This window comes from Vibrio makurazakiensis (genome assembly GCF_050337375.1).
In the GTDB taxonomy this organism is placed as follows: Bacteria; Pseudomonadota; Gammaproteobacteria; order Enterobacterales; family Vibrionaceae; genus Vibrio; species Vibrio makurazakiensis.
In genome coordinates this window covers 12,130-34,779 of record NZ_JAKJSW010000022.1, presented here as the reverse complement: position 1 = coordinate 34,779, position 22,650 = coordinate 12,130, and the positions used below count along the sequence as shown (strand labels likewise).

Here is a 22,650-nt window from a genome sequence, read left to right as displayed (position 1 = left end):
ATGAAGGCTTTCTTCTATCCTTTACCTTGAAAACACCTCGCTTCCTTGAAAACCCCCGTATCGATCCTCATATAACGGTTATACCCAAATATAAAAACGTATTAAGAGGCCCTACTCGTGACTACCATTGTATCTGTTCGCCGTAATAATAAAGTCGTCATCGCGGGTGATGGACAAGTTTCTCTAGGCAATACAGTAATGAAGGGCAATGCCCGTAAAGTTCGCCGCCTATATAACAACAAAGTACTGGCAGGTTTTGCTGGCGGTACTGCAGACGCTTTCACGCTATTCGAAAAATTTGAAAGTAAGCTGCAAATGCACCAAGGTCACCTAACCAAAGCCGCAGTAGAGTTAGCAAAAGATTGGCGTAGCGACCGTGCACTGCGCAAGCTAGAAGCACTACTGGCTGTAGCAGATGAAACGGCTTCTCTTATCATCACAGGTAATGGTGATGTGGTTCAGCCAGAAAACGATCTAATTGCTATCGGCTCTGGTGGTAACTTCGCCCAAGCGGCAGCAACAGCATTATTAGATAACACAGACTTAGACGCGCGTGAGATTGCAGAAAAAGCGCTAACTATCGCTGGCGATATCTGTGTATTCACAAACCATCATCATACGGTTGAAGAACTCGACAGCACTGTTGAACTGCCTAAGCCTGAATAATCAGCCGCACTTAATCAACAACTAAATCGCTAACTAGATAGCTAAATAATCAACCGTATTTGTTAAAAGAATTAAGGAAACACCATGTCTGAGATGACTCCTCGCGAGATTGTTCACGAACTCAATCGCCACATCATTGGCCAAGACAACGCAAAGCGTTCAGTTGCCATTGCACTACGTAACCGCTGGCGTCGAATGCAGCTTGAAGAAAGCTTGCGCGTTGAAGTATCACCAAAAAACATTCTAATGATCGGCCCAACTGGTGTCGGTAAAACTGAGATTGCTCGCCGTCTAGCGAAACTAGCAAACGCTCCTTTCATTAAAGTTGAAGCGACTAAGTTCACTGAAGTTGGCTATGTTGGTAAAGAAGTTGAAACCATCATCCGTGACCTTACTGATGTAGCGATTAAGATGACGCACCAGCAAGCGATGGAAAAAGTACAATTCCGCGCTGAAGAGCAAGCTGAAGATCGTATTCTAGATGCTCTATTGCCACCAGCACGTGATGCTTGGGGTCAGAACGAGCAAACTGAAGATTCTTCATCTTCTAACACTCGCCAAATTTTCCGTAAGAAATTACGTGAAGGTAAGCTAGACGACAAAGAAATCGAAATCGACGTTGCTGCACCGCAGATGGGTGTTGAGATCATGGCTCCTCCAGGCATGGAAGAGATGACTAACCAGCTACAAGGTATGTTCCAAAACCTTGCGGGCGACACCAAGAAAAAGCGTAAACTGAAAATCAAAGATGCTTTCAAAGCACTGACAGAAGAAGAAGCTGCGAAGCTTGTTAATCAAGAAGAGCTAAAAGAAAGCGCTATCTATAACGTTGAGAATAACGGCATCGTATTCATCGATGAAATCGATAAGATTTGTAAACGTGGCGACAGCTCAGGCCCTGATGTATCTCGCGAAGGCGTTCAACGTGACCTACTACCTTTGATCGAAGGCAGCACGGTTTCGACTAAACACGGTATGGTTAAAACAGACCACATCCTATTCGTAACGTCTGGTGCATTCCAAGTCGCTAAACCGTCAGATTTGATCCCTGAACTGCAAGGCCGTCTCCCAATTCGAGTTGAACTAGAGGCGCTTTCAAGCCATGACTTCAAACGAATTCTGACAGAACCAAAAGCATCTTTAACAGAGCAGTACATCGCCCTAATGAAAACAGAAGATGTTGATGTCGACTTTACAGAAGATGGCATTACAAAAATCGCAGAAGCGGCATGGCAGGTTAACGAAACAACTGAAAACATCGGTGCTCGTCGTCTGCATACCATGATGGAACGCTTAATGGATGAAATCTCATTCGAAGCAACCGACAAGCCAGGCACTAAACTAACAATCGATGCAGACTATGTTCAGTCGAAGTTAGGTGAGTTGGTGGAAGATGAAGACCTAAGTCGCTTCATTCTGTAGCACATAAAATCAATACTAGTTGCTCTATCTCAAAGAAACTGCAGCTAATTGACTAAATACAAGCCCACTCCTGAGTGGGCTTTTTATTACTCAAAAAATGAGCGTATACTGAATTTACTTTATGAAATGACATTTATAATACAGTGTACTAACAATGAAAGAATCTCTGCGTATTTGGCTTGATGCCGCAAGACCAAAAACTTTACCATTGGCACTAGTTTCTATTCTTACCGGAAGTAGCCTAGCTTTTTCGGCAGGTCACTTTTCTCTTTCAGTCGCGCTCTTAGCGTTTATCACAGCAACATTGCTGCAAATACTCTCAAACCTTGCTAACGATTATGGCGATGCCGTAAAAGGTACCGACAACGAAAACCGTTTAGGACCAGTGCGCGCGATGCAGTCTGGCGCGGTGAATGCTAAAACCATGAAAAATGCCATCATTATCAATATTATATTCACTATGATCGCAGGGTTAACTTTGGTATTCCATGCTCTCACCAGTATCGAAAGTATCATGGCGTTTATCGGGCTAGGAGTACTCGCTATCTTCGCGGCAATTGCTTATACAGTAGGTAATAAACCTTATGGTTACATTGGTTTAGGTGACTTATCTGTTTTTATCTTCTTTGGTTTACTCGGTGTTTCTGGCACCTACTTTTTGCATACAGGGAATGTAGAAGCCAATCTGTTTCTGCCTGCACTCGGTTGTGGCTTACTTGCAGTCGCAGTATTGAACATCAATAACATGCGCGATATTGAAAATGACAGTGAGTGCGGAAAACGCACGATGGCCGTTCGATTAGGCCAGCACAAAGCTAAGCAGTACCACTTTGTGTTGCTAGCTGCAGCGATTATTTCATTCGCTAGCTACCTGATCATTCAAGACAAGCCCGTTTGGATAAGTTTGCCATTTTTGCTCAGCATTATCGCAGTTTCAAAGCACGGACGAGATGTATGGCATACAGTTCAACCTGCACAAATCGCCCCAATGATGCCTGTTATCGTAAAATGTTCGTTAATCACTAACCTATTGTTTGCTGGGGTTGTTGTAGCTCAAACTCTGCTCAGTTAATTGGTCGATATCATTGCATTGGCTTAATGCACCGATATACTCATTATTAAGCTCTTAGCCCTAAAGGTATGTCATGGAATACAACACGTCTGCACTGTGTGATATTTATTTGGACCAAGTCGATGTGGTCGAACCTATGTTCAGCAACTTTGGCGGCAGCGCTTCATTTGCAGGCCAACTCACCACTTTAAAGTGCTTTGAAGACAATGCGCTTATCCGCTCGGTTTTAGAACAAGACGGTATTGGCCGCGTGTTATTAATAGACGGCGGCGGTTCACTCCGTAAAGCACTTATCGATGCTGAAATCGCAACGCTTGCTGAAGAAAACGAATGGGAAGGGATTGTTGTTTACGGCTGCGTTCGTGAAGTAGACGAGATCGAAGATATGAGTATTGGCATTCAGGCTCTTGCCTCTATCCCTGTAGGAGCTAGTCAGCAAGGTGTTGGCGAACAAGATGTACCAGTCAATTTTGGCGGAGTGACTTTTCTACCAGAAGATTATCTGTATGCCGATAATACGGGCATCATCCTCTCCCAAGAGCCACTCGATATTGAATTAGACCTTGATGAAGAAGACGAAGAGCTTCTTTAGCTGATTCACGCTTATCAATGAATAAGAAACAAAAAGCCCGCTATCGAATAGCGGGCTTTTTAAATTCGGTGACGGTTAAGTAGAATTACTCTACTTCGTCCATTTTTCCTAGCATGCTACGAATGCGGTCTTGCCAAGCTGAGTGCTCTTCTTGCATCTGTTGAGATTTTTGCTCTAGAGCTTCACGGCTTGCTTTAAGTTCGTTAGCTTCTGTTGCTAGTTGATCTTTCTCTTCTTTTAGCTCTTCCACTTCCATCTGAAGAAGTGCAATTGTATCTACTGCTGTTTGAATTTTTGCTTCTAGTTTTTCTAGTACTTCAAAAGACATCTTAGCCTACCTTTAATTATCCGGTTGAGTTGAAGGTTACTCCACTTATTTCCCCATTCTACTCAGCACTGCGAGGATAAACACTCTCTATATTGTCTATTTTGTGTCATTCGGCTAAAAAAACAACGGAATTTACCTAAGATTGACTTTCATCAGCGTCAAATACGACACTCACCAATTCGTTAGCTGAATATTTCCTATTTCAGCCTTCATTTTGATCAAAGGCAAAGCCACTAATACAAAAAGGCAAACGTTTCCTTAGGGATATGATAAAATCCGCGCGAAATTTCTATTCCCCCTTTGAACATTTTGGAGTCCCCATGAAACGCGATTTAGCAATGTCATTCTCTCGTGTCACTGAAGGTGCAGCATTAGCTGGCTATAAATGGCTTGGTCGTGGCGACAAAAACGCTGCTGATGGCGCTGCAGTAGAAGTCATGCGTTGCCTACTGAACAAAACTGAAATCAGCGGTGAGATCGTTATTGGTGAAGGTGAAATCGATGACGCACCAATGCTATATATTGGCGAAAACGTAGGTGTGGGTGGCGACGCTGTAGATATCGCAGTTGATCCAATCGAAGGGACACGCATGACAGCGATGGGCCAATCTAATGCATTGGCAGTACTTGCGGCAGGCGAAAAAGGTAGCTTCCTTAAAGCACCAGATATGTACATGGAGAAGTTGGTAGTAGGCCCTGGTGCAAAAGGGGCAATTGACCTTGAACTACCACTAACAGAAAACCTAGAGAACATTGCTAAAGCACTAGGCAAGTCATTAGATACGTTAGTTGTGACAACGTTAGCGAAACCACGTCACGATGAAGTTATCGCGCAAATGCAAGCAATGGGTATTCGTGTATTCGCAGTGCCAGATGGCGACGTAGCAGCATCAATCCTAACTTGTATGCCAGACAGCGAAGTTGACGTTATGTACTGTATTGGTGGCGCTCCTGAAGGTGTTGTTTCAGCTGCTGTAATTCGCGCACTAGACGGTGACATGCACGGCCGCCTTCTTCCTCGCCATGAAGTAAAAGGTGACACAGAAGAAAACCGTAAGCACGGTGAACTAGAGCTTGAGCGCTGCGCCGAAATGGGCGTAACAGCTGGTATCGTTCTAAAAATGGAAGATATGGCGCGCAGTGATAACGTTGTGTTCTCAGCAACGGGTATTACTAAAGGTGACCTATTAGAAGGTATCACTCGCCAAGGCAATATCGCGACAACAGAAACGCTACTTATCCGTGGCCGTTGCCGCACTATTCGCCGCATTAAATCTATCCACTACTTAGAGCGTAAAGACCCAGAAGTTATTGGTCACATTCTTTAATTTTTTGCTGATTTAAGATTACCTCTAAAAGAGGCTGATAGATTCTATCAGCCTCTTTTTTATTATTTACCCTAAAATCTGCACACCGATTTTCCTACATAAGCCTTATTTCAAGCTATTACTCATATAGTAAATAGTTTGCTTTATAAACACCTTGCCTCATAATAGATAAGACGATAAAGGTAGGAAACACATGAAAACAAGCGATCGCATCCTAAATACAATTAAGCGCAACGGTGCAGTCACAGCAAAGCAATTGTCTGAAGAGTTTGGCATAACTTCAATGGGTGCTCGTCAGCACTTACAAAGCCTCGAAGATGACGGACTGCTTGCATTTCATGATGTAAAAGTAAAAGTAGGACGCCCAACCCGTCACTGGTCTTTAACTCAAAAAGGTCATGCGCAATTTTCTAATCGCCACGGTGAGTTAACCATTCAAGTCATTGATGCAGTAGAGAGTTTATTTGGCCAAGAAGGCTTAGCAAAAGTAGCCGCAGAGCGAGAAGCTCACACTCTGAAACAGTATCAAGCTGCGTTAGCAAGCAGTACAAACTTACCCTCTAAACTCAAAGCACTGACACAACTTCGTGAAGATGAAGGCTATATGGCTGAGCTCATAAATGAGAACGACCACTTTATCTTGATAGAAAATCACTGCCCAATATGTAAAGCTGCAACTCGTTGCCCAAGCTTATGCCAATCAGAACTCAATGTATTCAGAGAGTTACTTAAAGGTGAATGCGACATTTCACGTTCTGAGCATATTATTGCTGGTGAACGCCGCTGTACTTACGTCATCGTTCCAACCTAAACACTCCAAATGAAAGTGTCTCATTTTTAAGAAAGTCATAATCTGATTCAGTCAGGTTAAGGATATAATCCACATCCTCTCTTATGCTTAATAGTGTTAGTTATCACTAAAGCTTCGAGGACGTATCTATGGGACACCCGCAGCCGATTGAACAACCTTTACCACCATTTGATGAATTGGTTGAGTTGGCAAAAACCAACCCAGACGCATTTAACCAATTCAAACAAGATATGTGTGAAGACATGATTTGCTCAGCATCTATCGCTATGCAGGATAGGTTAAGAGCCCAGCAAAGCCATATCGACCTCGTCGTAAGCCGCTGCAAAAACCCAGACCATACTAACGTCATACTCATGCAAGAGCTAAGCTGCCAAATGTTTAAGTTTAGAGAAGTGCTAGAAGGCGACTGCTACAGTCAGAAATTGGATAGCGCTGAGGTTATCCCGTTTAAATTAAAAGATTAAAAAAGGAGGCTTAATAACATTAAGCCTCCTTTTATTTTGTCTTGTCTCGATTAAATCGGAACCTAAGCCACAGGATCTGAACCGTATTCGTTCTTACCTTCAGTGCCCTTCATAAAACCACATTCAACCAATATCCATAAGCCACAGCCAAGTGCAGCCGTTGTTGCTACCATCTGTAAAGTCGTTGTCGCCTCAGCAGATGGAGAAGCCATTGGAGTGGCTAATCGGCCAAGTACTAATGGAATATTCATTAGTAGCCATAGGTTTGATTTACCACGGTCATGCCAACGTTTTGCTGTTACTGCTAGGTCTGGTACCAGTAAAAAAATCAGAAACGCTGGTAGTAAAATGTAAGCATACGCTGGGAACAGCACGCTAATACCAGAAGCAAAACCAAATATAGAAATGTAGTAAATAATATTCCAAGTCCAGAATGTCTTACGACCAATTCTACCCTTGAAAGAAAACAGCAGTTCTTTCATCGACATCTTAAGTACCTAATATACAGTGCCACCTAAATGTTGATGGCTAAAAATTTAGTTAATCACTTTTTGAAAACAGCTCTTATCCATATCTCGTATATTAACGGTTAGACTGCGAATATGGCTAGCCTGTTGCTGTAAAACTTCCATCAATTTTCTGGAAAGGTCGCGCTTCTGTTCTTCTGTTCTTCCGGAAAGCAACTCGAAGCTGATATGAATAAAATCTACGTTATCCCCCTCTTCACCTACCAACCAATTATGGCAACGTAAAGAACGCGACTTCACTGAATCTACATCAAACAACCCACATTTCATTGTGACTTCATGTAAATCTTCTAACAAACCTTGCACATTAATTCGTTCATCCGCTGAGTTTGAATACTCTAAAACCAAGTTTGGCATTCTCAATTCCTATACTGATACGCAATCGTTTGTCCTTTAATAGCAATTAACTGTAACAAATCCGAGAGCTTCACTATTATTCTGTCTGTTGGATCACTGATATGCTGTCAAAATCAACTCTGACCATTGAATAAGATCCAAGAAAGACATGACCACAGTCATGATCTGTTGGACTTAATCTGTTATATTATTTCGTAATAAAGTTTATTTTTTACATTCAATTTATTTTAAATACTTGGAGATATTCCTATGCGTCATCCTGTAGTTATGGGTAACTGGAAACTAAACGGCAGCAAAGAAATGGTTGTTGATCTACTTAACGGTCTTAACGCTGAACTTGAAGGCGTTACAGGCGTTGACGTTGCAGTAGCTCCACCAGCACTATTCGTAGACCTTGCTGAGCGTACACTTACTGAAGCGGGTAGCGCAGTAATTCTAGGTGCTCAAAACACTGACCTTAACAACAGCGGTGCATTCACTGGCGACATGTCTCCAGCTATGCTTAAAGAGTTCGGTGCAACTCACATCATCATCGGTCACTCAGAGCGTCGTCAATACCACGCTGAGTCTGACGAATTTGTTGCTAAGAAATTCGCATTCCTAAAAGAGAACGGTCTAACTCCAGTTTTCTGTATCGGTGAGTCTGAAGCTCAAAACGAAGCTGGCGAAACTGAAGCTGTATGTGCACGTCAAATCGACGCTGTAATCAACACTTCTGGCGTTGAAGCTCTTGAAGGCGCTATCATCGCTTACGAACCAATCTGGGCTATCGGTACTGGTAAAGCAGCTACAGCTGAAGATGCACAACGCATCCACGCTTCTATCCGTGCACACATTGCTAAGAAATCTGAAGAAGTGGCTAACAAAGTTGTTATCCAATACGGCGGTTCTGTTAAGCCAGAAAACGCAGCTTCTTACTTCGCACAACCAGACATCGACGGTGCTCTAGTTGGCGGCGCAGCTCTAGACGCGAAAGGCTTCGCAGCTATCGCTAAAGCAGCAGCTGAAGCAAAAAAAGCTTAATTTAAACCACTCGTTTAAATTAGATAATAGGTCAACTTAGGTTGGCCTTTTTTATTACCTGTCATTTAGCGTGACTTAAAAATTCACTCTGGCAGGTACAAAAAAACCGCTGATAAGTCAGCGGTTTTTAGTATTTTCAGACAACCATTGAGCTTGTCTTTAACCTTTAAAGTTATCTTAGAATAACTCTTCAGCAACCTTAAATAGGTCTGCGCGATCTGGGTTTTTCATGTTCTCGATACAGTCGATGATATCGTGGTGAACAAGTTGTTCTTTCTCGATACCAACACAACGACCACCGTGACCTTCTTGAAGAAGATGAACAGCGTAGTTACCCATGCGAGAAGCAAGAACACGGTCGAATGCCGTTGGGCGACCACCACGTTGAATGTGACCAAGAACTGTTGCGCGAGTTTCGCGACCAGTTGCGCTTTCAATGTCACGAGCTAGCTCATTGGCATCCATCATCAGCTCAGTCAGAGCAATGATTGCGTGCTTCTTACCCTTTGCAATACCATCGTTGATGTTCGCAATTAGCTGATCTTTATCTAGGCCTGTTTCTGGAGTAATAATGTACTCACAGCCACCAGCAATTGCAGACATAAGCGTAAGATCACCACAGTGACGGCCCATGATTTCTACAATTGAAATACGTTGGTGAGAAGAAGATGTGTCACGTAGGCGGTCGATGTTATCGATAACAGTGTTTAGTGCTGTTAGGTAACCGATTGTGTAATCAGTACCAGCGATATCGTTATCAATAGTGCCAGGAAGACCGATACATGGGTAACCCATTTCTGTCAGTTTCTTCGCGCCCATGTAAGAACCGTCGCCACCGACAACAACCAATGCTTCAATGCCGTGTCTCTTTAGGTTTTCGATACCCTTTTTACGTACTTCAACATCTTTGAATTCAGGGAAACGTGCAGAACCTAAGAATGTACCACCACGGTTAATTACATCAGACACGCTTGAACGGTCTAACTGTTCAATGCGATCTTCAACTAAGCCTTGGTAACCATCGTAGATGCCGTAAACTTCAATACCAGCTGATAGTGCAGTACGAACAACGCCACGAACTGCTGCGTTCATACCTGGTGCGTCACCGCCACTTGTCAAAACACCGATCTTCTTAATCATGCTCACCCTCGATCTTTGAGAATCTATTATTGATTTTTTGTTCTTGCTGATTTGTATATCAACAAAACACTCATTCTATATTCTGTGCGTTATGTTACATTTCCTAAACAGGAATGCTACTCAAATCGCATTAATTTATGTAACTTTTCTACTTATGTAAGAGTATTACAGTTTTCATCTTTCACTTTGTTGATTCACATCAGAATCAACATAAATTGTAATGTGCCGGCGTAAAGTTAACCGCGAGCGATCGTACTTTAGCTCAATGTAGTTCATATCCTGAGCAGTTACCAACCTCAAACCTACCCCAAAACTCATCTACCATTTCTGTGATTTTTGCGCTTGCTCTGGGCCAAATACAACAGAGTATGGGTCTTGATGAATTAATACATCAGCAGACGGGAAAGTCGTTATAAGCTTGCTTTCAACTTCATCAGAAATGCGATGCGCTTCAATTAATGGGATCTGATCTTCGAGCTCTAAGTGCAATTGAATAAAACGAACCGGGCCTGACATTCGTGTTCGCAACTGGTGAACACCAAGTACCCCTTCAACACTTAGAGACACTTCTTTAATCTGCTCAAGTTCTTCATCTGGCAACTTACGATCAAGTAGCGACTGAATCGCCTCCATCGCCATTTGATAGGCACTATAAAGAATGTAAATACCAATACCGATTGCAAATACCGAGTCAGCTTGAATAAATCCAAACCAACTTAACCCCAGCGCTAACATTATCGCCGCGTTCATGTATAAGTCGGTTTTATAGTGAAGGGAGTCTGCAGCAATTGCTTGGCTACCCGTTCTCTTTACAACACTTTGCTGGAAACGAACTAAACCAAAAGTCATTACCATCGCGAAGAAACTTACATAAATCCCAATTTCAGGAGTGTTGAGTTCATGTGGTCTGAAGAAGCGTTCGACACCATTCAAGATCAAGAAGCAAGCAGAACCAGAAATAAACATAGCCTGAGCCAAAGCCGCTAAGGATTCAGCTTTACCATGTCCAAATGTATGCTCTTTGTCGGCAGGTTGCAGTGCATAGCGCACTACTAAAAGGTTAACGACGGAGGCTGCAATATCGAGCATGGAATCGACAACCGAAGCCAGTAAACTGACAGACCCGGTTTCCCACCATGCGATGATTTTTACAACCAAAAGTATGGTTGCGATAATAGTTGCTGCCCATGCAGCAAGTGTAACGAGACGTGCGTATTCTTGTTTCATATTTCAGTTTAAAAATAGAACAGATACAAAAAGTATAACTCGCAAATCAACACTTTAATATGACAATAAAAAAGCGACCATCGGCCGCTTTTCTTCTTGGTAGGAATTTGTACAGGGAAGTTACTGGTGCTTCGCCATGCGCTCTTCCATTTTTTCAGAGCATTTTTGCATGCGTTCTTGCTGAAGAACTTTTAATTCTTCTTTTTGCTCTGGCGTTAGAATGCTCATCATTTGGTGCTGATTTTTAAGCATTGCGACACGACGCTCAGACTGCTTTTCTACCATCTGCTGCGCAAGCTCATTCGCTGCAGCTTCATCAAAGTTGTCGGCCAGAACTAGTTCTTGTACTTTCGCGTGGTTTGCCTGCATATCTGCAAACTTATCACCATGCTTACCTTTCATTTCGCTGCGGCTTGCTTCACGCATCTCTTTAAATTGTTCTTTTTGAGCGTCTGTCAGATCCAATTTATGCATCATTTTTTTATCGAAGCCACCGCACTTACCACGCATATCTTTATGGTCGCCTTTACCGCCACCAAATGCGTAAGCACTTGCAGTACCAAAAATAAGAGGAAGTGCTGCAGCAGCTAATACAAGTTTCTTAGTCATTTTCATAATCATCGCCTCGATTCAAAATAAGGTTAAGCGTATCTGTTCGTATACTGTGTTTAGGGGCTGTGTTGTCAGTGCTTGAGTATAGAATAGGGGCTGGTGCGTAAAGCAACGTTGAGAAATCGTAAAGAATCGTAAAGACTATAAATCCATTGTAAATTCACAGTAAGATTAAATGGTACACAACAAGGTAAGGTAACCCATGGCACATATACTTCTTATTGATGACGACACTGAACTCACTAGCCTATTAAAAGACATTCTTAGCTTCGAAGGTTTCACTATTTCTGAAGCTAACGATGGTTATGCTGGGCTAGAAGCTATTTCAGAAGAAATTGATTTGGTGTTGCTTGATGTCATGATGCCAAAACTCAATGGCATGGAGACGCTAAAAAAGCTCAGAGAAAACTGGGAAACTCCGGTATTAATGCTGACAGCAAAAGGGGAAGAGATTGATCGTGTAATTGGCCTCGAACTAGGCGCAGACGATTACCTACCAAAACCTTTTAGTGACCGAGAGCTACTAGCTCGTATTCGCGCTATTTTGCGTCGAACTCAAACGAGTTCAGCCAAAACAAACAGCGATGCTATCGTGTACCAAGACATTAAGGTCTACCCAGGTAAACAAGAAGCTTATTGTTGTGACCAATTAGTTGACCTAACGACTACGGAGTTCGCCTTACTCAGCCACTTAATCCAAAACCCAGGTACGGTAATTACCAAAGAAAGCCTCAGTTTAGATGTTCTAGGAAAAAGGCTTGCGGCATTTGACCGTGCCATTGATATGCACATCTCCAATTTACGTAAAAAGTTGCCCGAGCGTCGCGATGGTAAATCACGAATTAAAACTTTGCGTGGTCGTGGCTACCTGCTAATTGAGGAAGATTAATGCGCCTGCCAAAAATCACTAGCTTATATGGACGCATTTTTGCCATCTTTTGGTTCACCATGTTACTGGTGCTATTAGCGGTTTTGTCTTTACCACATCTCGACCCAAGAAAAGCTCGAGATATTCCGACCGATCATTACGAACGACTTGTTAAAATAAAACAAAGCGTTGAACAGCGTTATCAAGACGAAGAAAAGTTAGGCAACATCGTTTTTCAATTGGAAGCGCCTCGCAGTAAGCGAGACAAACGTCCTCGCATGTTTTTAACCGATTTAGATGGCAATGTGCTCACCACAAAAAAGCACCCTGATTTTAAGTTGAAGGCAATCAAAAACTTTGTCACCACTATTGATACTCCAGCCCAACCAAAGCAGAAGCTTTATGGGCACTATATGGTTGCTGGGCCACTTCCCGTTGAATTGGCCAATCAAGACCTGCTGCTTTATGTAGGAGTAAAATGGAATCAGCCGCCTCCTTTCTTACTAAAGTTGTTTGATAAACCATTACAGCTATTACTCGCGGTTATGTTCGTCAGTACCCCGCTACTTCTATGGTTAGCTTGGGCCTTAAGCCAACCCGCTAGAAAGCTAGAACGAGCAGCAAAACGTGTTGCCAATGGCGAGTTTGAGGTTGACCCTCAACTTGAAAAAGGAACTTCAGAATTCAGACAAGCTGGGGCGAGTTTTAACCAAATGGTTGAAGCTGTGAATCAAATGATCTCAGGTCAACAGCGTTTATTGTCCGATATTTCTCACGAATTACGTTCGCCGCTCACTCGTCTCAGAATGGCAAATGCACTCGCGACTCGTAAACAAGGTGAAAGCCAGGAATTAGAGCGGATCGAAACAGAAGCACAACGTTTAGAGCAAATGATTGGTGAATTACTTACTTTATCGCGTATGCAAGTCGATAGTCATCTCAATCGCGAAGTACAGCCACTCTCGATCTTATGGGAAGAGATTCTCAAAGATGCAGAGTTTGAAGCAGAACAAATGGGTAAAACACTTTGTTTCTCAGAAATCCCTGATCGATCAATTTCAGGAACGCCGAAACTGCTCATGAGTGCCGTCGACAACATCACTCGTAATGCTATCTATTACGGAAAAGATCATGTCGATATTCAAATGCATGTAGCTGGTGACCAACTAACGATCCTAGTCAACGACAATGGCGAAGGTGTACCTGAAGATGAGCTAGAGTCCATTTTCAGACCATTTTATCGTGTGTCTACCGCTCGCGATCGTCATTCCGGCGGTACTGGACTGGGCTTAACCATCACCGAAAGTGCCATTCGCCAACACAGCGGCACAATTACAGCTTCGCGCAGTCAATTAGGCGGATTACAAGTAGAGTTAACGCTGCCTATTATTCCAATCAAATAACCTTACAAAGATCATAGTTGATAATGATAGTCATTATCAACTATGGTAAATCCTCAATTACGGAGGATTTACCATGTCACACTCGTTTCCAGAACTTCCCTACGCATACGATGCACTAGAGCCTTACATCGATGCTCAAACGATGGAAGTACATTACAGCAAGCACCACAAAACCTATTACGATAAGTTTATGGTCGCCATTAAAGGCAGTCCGCTTGAGACAGATACCCTTCGCAATATCTTCGCCAACATATCTTCACATGCACCAGCGATCCGAAATAACGGTGGCGGCTACTACAATCATGTTTTGTATTGGTACTGTATGTCTCCTGACGGCGGCGGAGCACCAGCGGGCACTTTAGGTAATGCTATCCAAGACACTTTTGGGAGTTTTGATGCGTTTAAAGAAGCTTTCTCACAAGCTGCAATCAACACCTTTGGTTCAGGCTTTGTTTGGTTAATCGTTAAAGATAAAAAATTACATATCACCTCAACACCTAACCAAGATAACCCTTTGATGAATGCAGCCGCTGAACAAGGCGAACCGATTCTTGCACTTGATGTATGGGAACACGCTTACTACATCAGTTATCAGAACCGTAGACCTGACTACATCAGCGCATGGTGGAATGTCGTTAACTGGAATGCTGTTGCTGAAAACTATGAAGTAGCGCTGGCTCAATAGTTATATTTACTTGCACTAAGCTAAGCTCTGGCTGCTTGTATTGAAACAATAAGCCGCCTTATACTCTAGCGACTTTTCTTCTATTAATAGTGACTCGCATGTTTGATATTGCACTTTACGAACCAGAAATCGCCCCAAATACTGGCAACATTATCCGTTTATGCGCCAACTGCGGTGCAAACTTACACTTAATTGAACCACTAGGGTTTGATTTAGAAGAAAAGAAAGTCCGTCGAGCAGGTTTGGATTATCACGATCTAGCTCGTGTTAAGCGACACAAGAATTTAGAAGCTTTCATGGAGTATTTGGAAAATGAACGCGAAGGTGACTTCCGCATTTTTGCATGTACCACCAAAACAACAGGCCACCATGTTGATGCGAAATTTCAGCAAGGCGATGTTCTAATGTTTGGCCCTGAAACTCGTGGTTTACCCGCTGAATTTATTGAAAGCATGCCAATGGAACAACGTATCCGCATTCCAATGATGCCTGATGCTCGTAGCCTAAACTTATCAAACGCAGTCGCAATTATCGCTTTTGAAGCATGGCGTCAAATGGGCTTTGAAGGGGCAGTTTAACGCTCGAACTATGTTTCTAATTGAACGGTTATGTACGTCGTAATAAATAAAAAGCCCCTAGAATCATCTAGGGGCTTTTTAATATTCGAGAGAAAGCTGAATTCTTGTGTTAGTTCAGCTTATTGATGTCATCATCGTTCTTTCGCTCATACTCACCTTCAAAGGTATTGCTGTCTTGCGACTTATTGAACGGGTCACGATGGAACGGGTCTTGTTCAAATGGGTTTTGGCCAAATCCCGCCTGGAAACCTCCAGTACCAGACATACCCTTCACAACCATTTTTTCCATCATTTTTTTTGCAATGATAGCGCGTGGAGCTGGTAGAAGAACCAACATGCCTAAAGCATCGGTCATAAACCCAGGAGTTAGCAGTAGCACACCCGCAACTGCAAGCATTACGCCTTCTAAAATTTGCTGAGCTGGCATCTCACCTTGCTGTAAACGCCCTTGTACCGACATTAACGTCTGAATACCTTGGCTACGAACCAATGACGCACCAACAAATGCAGTGACTAATACCAGTGCAATAGTCGGCCACAATCCTAGAAAGCCACCAACCTGAATGAAAAGTCCGATCTCAATAATAGGAACGAAAATAAAAAGTAATAATAAGATAGGAAACACACGCCCTCCTTTGTTATTGCCAGTGTACGCTTAAAGAGGTTGTAAGCTCAAATTTATCCTGTAAATAAGCGTGATTATTGCTCAAAAATAACTTTACACAAGATTGACTAAACAAAAGCGAAAAAGGTGATCAACTTACTATTTTTATGCGCTAAGTACAGTATCATGTGCCACATAAGTCAGGACGGATTTATCAGCCTAAAATTCTAGCGAACGGAGTATTTGCACAAAGAATGGGCTAATAACTTACTATATTATCAGAACAATTCTCTAAGGAATTCTGTTATGACTACCCTATCTAAAGCGCCTCAAACTACAAATTCAGCAACACGTCTAGAAGAAGACCTACTAGGTCAACGTCACGTACCTGCGGACGCGTATTACGGCATTCACACTTTACGCGCGATTGAAAACTTCAATATCTCTAACGTAACAATTTCTGATGTTCCAGAATTTGTTCGTGGCATGGTAATGACAAAGAAAGCGGCGGCTTTAGCAAACAAAGAGTTAGGTGTTATCCCTAGTGAAGTAGCTAAATACATTATCCAAGCATGTGATCTAATTTTAGACACAGGTAAATGCATGGATCAGTTCCCATCAGATGTATTCCAAGGTGGTGCTGGCACTTCAGTAAACATGAACGCTAACGAAGTGGTTGCAAACGTTGCTCTTGAGCTTATGGGTAAAGAAAAGGGTCAATACGAGTTCATTAACCCAAATGACCACGTAAACAAGAGCCAATCGACAAACTGTGCCTACCCAACGGGTTTCCGTATCTCTGTTTACAACAGTGTTCGCAAACTGATTGATTCAATCGAATACCTTAAAGGTGCTTTCGAGCTGAAGAGCCAAGAATTCAACACTATTTTGAAAATGGGTCGTACTCAGCTTCAAGACGCAGTACCAATGACAGTTGGCCAAGAGTTCCACGCTTGGGCTGTAACCATCAATGAAGAAATCAAAAACCTAGAATACACTTCAAAGCTACTGCTTGAAGTAAACCTAGGCGCAACCGCGATTGGTACTGGTCTAAACGCAGCACCTGGTTACCAAGGCCTAGCAGTTAAGCACCTGGCTGAAGTTACTGGCCTAGAGTGTGTGGCAGCTGAAGACCTTATCGAAGCAACGTCTGACTGTGGCGCATACGTAATGACGCACGGCGCACTTAAACGCCTAGCGGTAAAATTGTCTAAGATTTGTAACGACTTACGTCTTCTATCTTCAGGCCCGCGCGCTGGTCTAAATGAATTAAACCTCCCTGAACTGCAAGCTGGCTCTTCAATCATGCCAGCTAAAGTAAACCCGGTTGTTCCTGAAGTCGTAAACCAAGTTTGCTTTAAAGTTCTAGGTAACGACAACACGGTTTCTTTCGCTGCAGAAGGTGGTCAACTTCAGCTGAACGTAATGGAACCTGTCATCGCACAGAGTATGTTTGAGTCTCTAGACATTCTTACCAACGCATGTGTGAACCTACGTGACAAGTGTGTTGATGGCATAACAGTAAACAAAGAAGTATGTGAAGCACACGTATTTAACTCTATCGGTATCGTGACATACCTAAACCCATATATTGGCCACCATGAAGGTGACATTGTTGGTAAGATTTGTGCCGAAACTGGTAAGAGTGTACGAGAAGTCGTTCTTGAACGCGGTTTATTAACCGAAGAAGAGCTAGACGACATCTTCTCTGTTGACAACCTCATGCATCCTCAATATAAAGCAAAACGCTACGAGTAAGCATTTAAGTAGGGCTCCAAACGGAGCCCTTTTTTAGGCTTGAATACGGTTAACCCTGTTTTATCTATGGGTTTAACTTAGTAACTCTTTTGCCCAATGAAATCGAAACAATAGAACTATTATGTAAACACTCCGTCGACGAATGTTCACATAATAAAATCTAAATGAGGTGTTACTTATGATTGCAGTAGAACTATTTGTCGTCCTGCTCTTTATCTTTTTAGGGGCCAGAATTGGCGGCATCGGTATCGGCTTTGCCGGTGGTGCTGGTGTTATTGCCCTTTCACTTATTCTTGGTGTTCCAACCAGCCAATCTTTCATCCCTATCGATGTAATCTTGATCATCATGTCCGTTATCACCGCGATAGCAGCAATGCAAGTTGCCGGCGGTATGGATTGGTTGGTACAGCTTGCAGAAAACTTTTTACGTAAGCACCCAGAACGTATTACTTTTTATGCGCCTATCGTTACTTTCGTCATGACACTAATGGCGGGTACAGGACATACTGCTTTCTCTACACTCCCAGTGATCGCTGAAGTAGCAAAAGGCCAAGGTGTTCGCCCTTCTCGCCCGCTTTCTATTGCCGTTGTAGCGTCTCAAATAGCTATCACAGCTTCGCCAATTTCAGCCGCAGTTGTGGCTTTCGCAGCAATGCTTGCACCATTTGGTGTTGATTACTTAACGCTACTAATGGTTTGTATCCCAACAACCTTCATCGCTTGTATGGTAGGTGCAGTTGTCGCGAACTACATGGGTAGCGAACTGAAAGACGATCCTGTTTATCAAGAACGCCTAGAGAAAGGTCTGATCAAACTAGCAACAGAAGAGAAACGCGAAATTCTGCCAACAGCGAAGAGAGCGACTTACATCTTCCTAGCGGCGATTGGTTTCGTAGTTTGCTACGCAGCGGCTATCTCTAGCTCTGTTGGCCTAATTGAAAACCCAGCACTGGGCCGTAATGAAGCGATCATGTCTGTAATGCTTGCAGCTGCAGCTGCAATTGTTATGTTCACTAAGATTGATGCAGCGAAGATTTCTTCAGCGCCAACATTCCGCTCAGGTATGACAGCATGTGTATGTGTACTGGGTGTGGCTTGGTTAGGTTCAACGTTTGTAAATGCACACGTTGCTGAAATCAAAGATGTAGCAGGCGCTCTACTGGCTGACTACCCTTGGATGCTGGCTCTTGTCCTGTTCTTCGCTTCTATGCTGCTTTACTCTCAAGGCGCAACAACAGTTGCACTGATGCCTGCAGCTCTAGCGATTGGCGTAGCACCACTAACAGCCGTGGCTTCTTTTGCTGCAGTAAGTGCGCTGTTCGTACTTCCAACTTACCCTACGCTACTGGCAGCGGTTGAGATGGATGATACAGGCTCAACTCGAATCGGTAGCCTAGTCTTCAACCACCCATTCTTCATCCCAGGTGTAGCAACCATCAGCACTGCGGTAGCACTCGGCTTCGCTTTCGGCGGTCTGTTTATCTAGTCTAAAACCTTAAGGCATTAAAAACCCTACTTCTTTTAATGCCTTCCCCCCTTCTTTCCTACTAACGAATGCTGATCACAAAACAACCAAAGCTATCCTTGCCAAAATAAACAAAACGGAATACTGTTAATCTTAGTAAGTGGATTATCAAGGATAAGCATCTATGAAACGGAATTTCAAATATAGCTTTCTGAGCACAGTAATAACTTCAGCGCTTGCCGTAAGTGGCTGCAGTGATATCGATAATGGAAGCGGAAGCAGCAACGTCAGTACTCAAGAACTTAATGTCTCTGGTGCAATCGCACTTGGCCCAATCGCAGAAGGCTCAGTCAAGATTTACAGTATGGGCGGTGAGCTATTAAGTGAAGGGGTGACTTACGGTTTCGATGAAGATAGAGATACAATACTTGTCAACGAAGCTAATAACGGTGGGACTCGCTACCTAAAACCACTTTCAGAAGGTCGACTTGTCGGAGAAATTAAAGAACTCACTCTGACTATCGATGACACATTCACCGACGATACCCTAGTAAAAATTGTAGTCACAGGCGGTTACGACATCGACTCCAATGATGATGCGATAATTACAAATAACAACTACGATTCGCTCCATGGTGAAGTCATATCTTTGGTGACAATCTCCGACATAAAAAATGGTCGAGTTAATGCTAATGCGTTCACAACCTACGCTTACGCAATGATTGAACCACAGCTTACCTCAACGGAATCAAATGAAGAGCTAATCACTAGCTTAAACACCATTGCACAGTCCTTACTAAAAGGGGGTGTGCATGGAGACATCACCGGTGATGATTATGTCGACTATCAAGATATCATTTCATTTAACCCATCAAGCTTAGAAGATAATCATAATGGGGGGTTCCACCCTAAACACGCGAAGTTCGTGCAAGGTGGAGCTGAAGGTGCATGGGCAGTCGACCACATGGAAACCAGCACTTATACCTCACTGTCTCAGCCGACAGAAACAGGGCAGGTTTCGTTTATCGAAGCCATTTTAGCTGGCCGAGACAGCCATAATGATATGTTAGATCGACTAAGGCATGGTGACGTTAAGAATGCATTGAACAATAACCCATTATCAAAAGATACCGACGGTGATGGTATTGAAAACGATCAGGATTTAGACGATGACAATGATGGCTTACCTGATGCATGGGAATTTGCAAAAGGTACCAACCCTTATTTAAACGATGCCGACGTTGATTACGACAAAGATGGACTAACCAACACACAAGAATATTGGACGGATGAAATATCACGAACCTCCTTTCTTAACGGAGCAGTAGATAACATCATCGACCCTATAACAGGTAACATCAGTTCAACAACCCCTACAACTGTTGCTGCAAGCCCAGTACTAACAAATTGGGAACAAATATTTTCAGCTGGGGGACTGACCTATGATGCGTCTAGATCACTCGATCCTTTCTCCGCCGATACTGACAATGATGGACTGTCTGACTTTGAAGAGTTTTATATTCTTCAAAATCACTTCGGCAATGCATATACAGAGATCAATGACAGTAATCCTAACAAAATAACTTATACCAATACCAAAACTTGGGTAGCGGCATTCGAAGCAGGCGAAGTGAATTACTTACCATCACCAGCTACTTCTGACGCATCAAAAGATGTAAATGGTGATGGAAAACTCGATACTGATTTTGACGGCGATAACATCCCAGATCAGTACGAGATCCGTAGTAGAGTATTCAGCATTGGTCACTTAGACAACGATATAGACAAAGATACTGACGGAGATGGTCTATCTGACCTTTCAGAGATAAGTGTCGGCTGTACTATTGGTAGCACTTATCAAGACCATAGTGGAAAACACTTATCCTTAATTGAATCGGTAGGAGAAACTCTATTTACTAACCCTGAGCTTGCCGATACCGACTTTGACTCAATCAGCGATAGTAGTGAGTGCCACGTACAAATTGACATTGCTGCGGACATTAATGATCCAACAACCATTACACGTGCAGTATTCACTAACCCACTAAAACGTGACTCAGATGACGATGGTATGCATGATGGGATTGAGATAAGCAAGTTTTTAGATACTAATCTTGATAACCACCTCGTTGAATACATCAACCCTGTTGAACCTATTCCTGAAATTGAAAAAGATAAAGATGGCGATGGTAAATCTGATATTGAGGAAATTTTAGCTTACCCATCAACTCATGCAGACCACAAAACTGCCTATGACGACAGCTCCATCAGCTACAGCTACGTATTTGAAACGGATTACGGTCGCGCAATGATCGATGCTGGATTCAGCTATGTACCTGGAGGTTGGGACCTAGATGGAGACAGTAATGGTGATGGCACCGTCAAAGGGGAATCAGGTTTTTGGGTTTCTAAGCATCACGCCCGCAAAGATACCAACCAGACAGTTACAAGTAGTGGACAATACACTAAAGAAACGTTTGATGATGATGCAGATTATCGACAATTCTTGAAAGAAAACTTTATTGTTTACAACACAGGCAAGCAAGCTTGGAGTGACGTGTTATGTAACAACGGAACTGTCGATGGGACAAACGACTCGGATTGTCGCAAGAACAATTATAGTACCCTGACAGCCCTAGCTGCAGGAGAAGGCCACGGAGGAACATCAACTGATAAACTACTGCAACGCCTACCCTTATTAGCTGCGATTAAAGATTTCTCAGCTCCAGATGGAACAGCTGAACAGCTCTACCGAACTCTAGACAGTGTTGAGGCACAGTTTCTCCTATCTCAAACAAGCATTGCAGGAGGAGCAGATCAATTAGGCTTACCAACCGTTCAACAATGGGCTCAAATCTCTCATACTACACTACCAAATAGAGCGAATTGGGTAGATCCAAAAGGTATCAACCATTATACCGCTGGAAGCTCATATACAATGGTGACGGGATATAGCAATGAAGCGGGTACCGCTATCATAGATAGCGAGGATGTTACTTTAGATACTGGCGCATCTGGAGATGTCATGTCCTTAAACACTTCTCGTCGTTCTGTCTTCGTGCAAAACTCTACAGCTGGCAGAGACCCGTTTGTACCAAAAAACTTTGGTAAACTGGTACTCACCTCGGAGCTTAACAACGACCTATCTCTCTGTGGTTACAAAGATAGTGCTCAAAAGGCGGAGTTCAATATCCAAGTAGCCAATGGTTATTCTGTTTGTTTCGGTGAAATCGCCATAATTTGGGATACCAATGGCCTCATATCGGACATGAGTCGCTGTCTTGTAGCCACAACGGCTAAGACATCCACTTACCCAGACGTTGATGAAGGAACAGCGCAAGCACATCTATCTAAAGGGGCAACTAAATCACATGATGGTTTTTCTAGAACAGTACCAAAATACCTTAACCCAGACTTCATGCTTGATTTTTCCGTAGGTGACAGCCAAGCAATTTCTCAATTGCCTACAGAGCGACCAAATGACTTACCCTTTGCTTCCTGGTCTAATAATATCGGGGGAGACTCTAGTGCTGAATCCAACCCTAATGGTGGTTTTTGGTCAGTCACTTTAGGTGGAGGTGCTAACCGAACACCAAGTACAAGCGTACATARATTTACAATGATATTAGGGTTACGATCTAATGGTGTTGTATTGACAGGCTTTAGAGCAACCGCAGCTTCAGAGGCGAAAGGAGACTTACTCACCCCACCTTAATCTTT

The 22,650-nt window shown here is 43.0% G+C and carries 22 protein-coding genes; 15 read left to right on the top strand and 7 right to left on the bottom strand.

Annotated features, from left to right (window positions below):
- Positions 1-117: 117 nt before the first annotated feature.
- From hslV to rraA, 4 genes are all read left to right on the top strand, one after another.
- On the top strand, positions 118-666 hold the full coding sequence (gene hslV, locus L4C33_RS03305) for an ATP-dependent protease subunit HslV (protein WP_428811027.1): 549 nt from the start codon (positions 118-120) through the stop codon (positions 664-666).
- 84 nt (positions 667-750) lie between these two features.
- Complete coding sequence (hslU, locus tag L4C33_RS03300) at positions 751-2,088, top strand: ATP-dependent protease ATPase subunit HslU (protein WP_428811026.1); 1,338 nt, start codon at positions 751-753, stop codon at positions 2,086-2,088.
- 154 nt (positions 2,089-2,242) lie between these two features.
- Positions 2,243-3,160, top strand: a complete 918-nt coding sequence (locus L4C33_RS03295) for a 1,4-dihydroxy-2-naphthoate polyprenyltransferase (RefSeq protein WP_428811025.1) — start codon at positions 2,243-2,245, stop codon at positions 3,158-3,160.
- A gap of 73 nt (positions 3,161-3,233) precedes the next feature.
- Positions 3,234-3,752 carry a ribonuclease E activity regulator RraA gene (rraA, locus tag L4C33_RS03290; RefSeq protein WP_428811024.1) on the top strand — a complete coding sequence of 173 codons (519 nt, stop codon included), beginning with the start codon at positions 3,234-3,236 and terminating at the stop codon, positions 3,750-3,752.
- An 85-nt stretch (positions 3,753-3,837) separates the two neighbouring features.
- On the opposite strand, the gene zapB is transcribed toward rraA, so the two are convergent.
- Entirely contained in the window at positions 3,838-4,080 is a 243-nt protein-coding gene (gene zapB, locus L4C33_RS03285) for a cell division protein ZapB (RefSeq protein WP_428811023.1), read from the bottom strand.
- A 320-nt stretch (positions 4,081-4,400) separates the two neighbouring features.
- On the opposite strand from zapB, the gene glpX reads away from it, so the two are divergent.
- From glpX to L4C33_RS03270, 3 genes are all read left to right on the top strand, one after another.
- Positions 4,401-5,408, top strand: coding sequence for a class II fructose-bisphosphatase (glpX, locus tag L4C33_RS03280; RefSeq protein WP_428811022.1), 1,008 nt, complete (start codon positions 4,401-4,403; stop codon positions 5,406-5,408).
- Between the two features lie 193 nt (positions 5,409-5,601).
- Entirely contained in the window at positions 5,602-6,219 is a 618-nt protein-coding gene (locus L4C33_RS03275; protein WP_428811021.1) for a helix-turn-helix transcriptional regulator, read from the top strand.
- 128 nt (positions 6,220-6,347) lie between these two features.
- On the top strand, positions 6,348-6,683 hold the full coding sequence (locus L4C33_RS03270) for a DUF3135 domain-containing protein (RefSeq protein WP_428811020.1): 336 nt from the start codon (positions 6,348-6,350) through the stop codon (positions 6,681-6,683).
- Between the two features lie 62 nt (positions 6,684-6,745).
- Here the strand turns inward: L4C33_RS03270 and L4C33_RS03265 are convergent, their stop codons facing one another.
- A complete protein-coding gene (locus L4C33_RS03265) occupies positions 6,746-7,171 on the bottom strand; it encodes a DUF805 domain-containing protein (protein ID WP_428811019.1) in 426 nt (141 codons plus the stop codon).
- Positions 7,172-7,219: 48 nt separating this feature from the next.
- Positions 7,220-7,567 (bottom strand): 5-carboxymethyl-2-hydroxymuconate Delta-isomerase, encoded by a 348-nt coding sequence (locus L4C33_RS03260; RefSeq protein ID WP_428811018.1) that lies wholly within the window; start codon positions 7,565-7,567, stop codon positions 7,220-7,222.
- A 249-nt stretch (positions 7,568-7,816) separates the two neighbouring features.
- Here L4C33_RS03260 and tpiA point away from each other — a divergent pair, with 249 nt between their 5' ends.
- Positions 7,817-8,590 carry a triose-phosphate isomerase gene (tpiA, locus tag L4C33_RS03255; RefSeq protein WP_428811017.1) on the top strand — a complete coding sequence of 258 codons (774 nt, stop codon included), beginning with the start codon at positions 7,817-7,819 and terminating at the stop codon, positions 8,588-8,590.
- Positions 8,591-8,767: 177 nt separating this feature from the next.
- Here the strand turns inward: tpiA and pfkA are convergent, their stop codons facing one another.
- The 3 genes from pfkA to L4C33_RS03240 form a co-directional block, all read right to left on the bottom strand.
- Complete coding sequence (gene pfkA / locus L4C33_RS03250; RefSeq protein WP_428811016.1) at positions 8,768-9,730, bottom strand: 6-phosphofructokinase; 963 nt, start codon at positions 9,728-9,730, stop codon at positions 8,768-8,770.
- Between the two features lie 318 nt (positions 9,731-10,048).
- Positions 10,049-10,957 carry a CDF family cation-efflux transporter FieF gene (gene fieF, locus L4C33_RS03245; protein ID WP_428811015.1) on the bottom strand — a complete coding sequence of 303 codons (909 nt, stop codon included), beginning with the start codon at positions 10,955-10,957 and terminating at the stop codon, positions 10,049-10,051.
- A gap of 120 nt (positions 10,958-11,077) precedes the next feature.
- Positions 11,078-11,572: a CpxP family protein gene (locus tag L4C33_RS03240; protein ID WP_428811014.1), complete on the bottom strand. Its 495-nt coding sequence runs from the start codon at positions 11,570-11,572 to the stop codon at positions 11,078-11,080.
- Positions 11,573-11,771: 199 nt separating this feature from the next.
- On the opposite strand from L4C33_RS03240, the gene L4C33_RS03235 reads away from it, so the two are divergent.
- The 4 genes from L4C33_RS03235 (at position 11,772) to trmL (ending at position 15,103) form a co-directional block, all read left to right on the top strand.
- Complete coding sequence (locus L4C33_RS03235) at positions 11,772-12,458, top strand: response regulator (RefSeq protein ID WP_428811013.1); 687 nt, start codon at positions 11,772-11,774, stop codon at positions 12,456-12,458.
- Entirely contained in the window at positions 12,458-13,840 is a 1,383-nt protein-coding gene (gene cpxA / locus L4C33_RS03230; RefSeq protein WP_428811012.1) for an envelope stress sensor histidine kinase CpxA, read from the top strand. Before L4C33_RS03235 ends, cpxA begins: the two co-directional genes overlap by 1 nt.
- A 73-nt stretch (positions 13,841-13,913) precedes the next feature.
- Positions 13,914-14,525 (top strand): superoxide dismutase, encoded by a 612-nt coding sequence (locus tag L4C33_RS03225; protein ID WP_428811011.1) that lies wholly within the window; start codon positions 13,914-13,916, stop codon positions 14,523-14,525.
- A gap of 98 nt (positions 14,526-14,623) precedes the next feature.
- Positions 14,624-15,103, top strand: coding sequence for a tRNA (uridine(34)/cytosine(34)/5-carboxymethylaminomethyluridine(34)-2'-O)-methyltransferase TrmL (gene trmL, locus L4C33_RS03220; RefSeq protein ID WP_428811010.1), 480 nt, complete (start codon positions 14,624-14,626; stop codon positions 15,101-15,103).
- Between the two features lie 109 nt (positions 15,104-15,212).
- On the opposite strand, the gene L4C33_RS03215 is transcribed toward trmL, so the two are convergent.
- Positions 15,213-15,728 carry an FxsA family protein gene (locus L4C33_RS03215; protein ID WP_428811009.1) on the bottom strand — a complete coding sequence of 172 codons (516 nt, stop codon included), beginning with the start codon at positions 15,726-15,728 and terminating at the stop codon, positions 15,213-15,215.
- 285 nt (positions 15,729-16,013) lie between these two features.
- Here L4C33_RS03215 and aspA point away from each other — a divergent pair, with 285 nt between their 5' ends.
- From aspA to L4C33_RS03200, 3 genes are all read left to right on the top strand, one after another.
- Positions 16,014-17,465, top strand: coding sequence for an aspartate ammonia-lyase (gene aspA / locus L4C33_RS03210; protein WP_428811008.1), 1,452 nt, complete (start codon positions 16,014-16,016; stop codon positions 17,463-17,465).
- 178 nt (positions 17,466-17,643) lie between these two features.
- A complete protein-coding gene (locus L4C33_RS03205) occupies positions 17,644-18,951 on the top strand; it encodes an anaerobic C4-dicarboxylate transporter (RefSeq protein ID WP_428811007.1) in 1,308 nt (435 codons plus the stop codon).
- A 163-nt stretch (positions 18,952-19,114) separates the two neighbouring features.
- A complete protein-coding gene (locus tag L4C33_RS03200) occupies positions 19,115-22,645 on the top strand; it encodes a hypothetical protein (protein ID WP_428811006.1) in 3,531 nt (1,176 codons plus the stop codon).
- Positions 22,646-22,650: the final 5 nt, after the last annotated feature.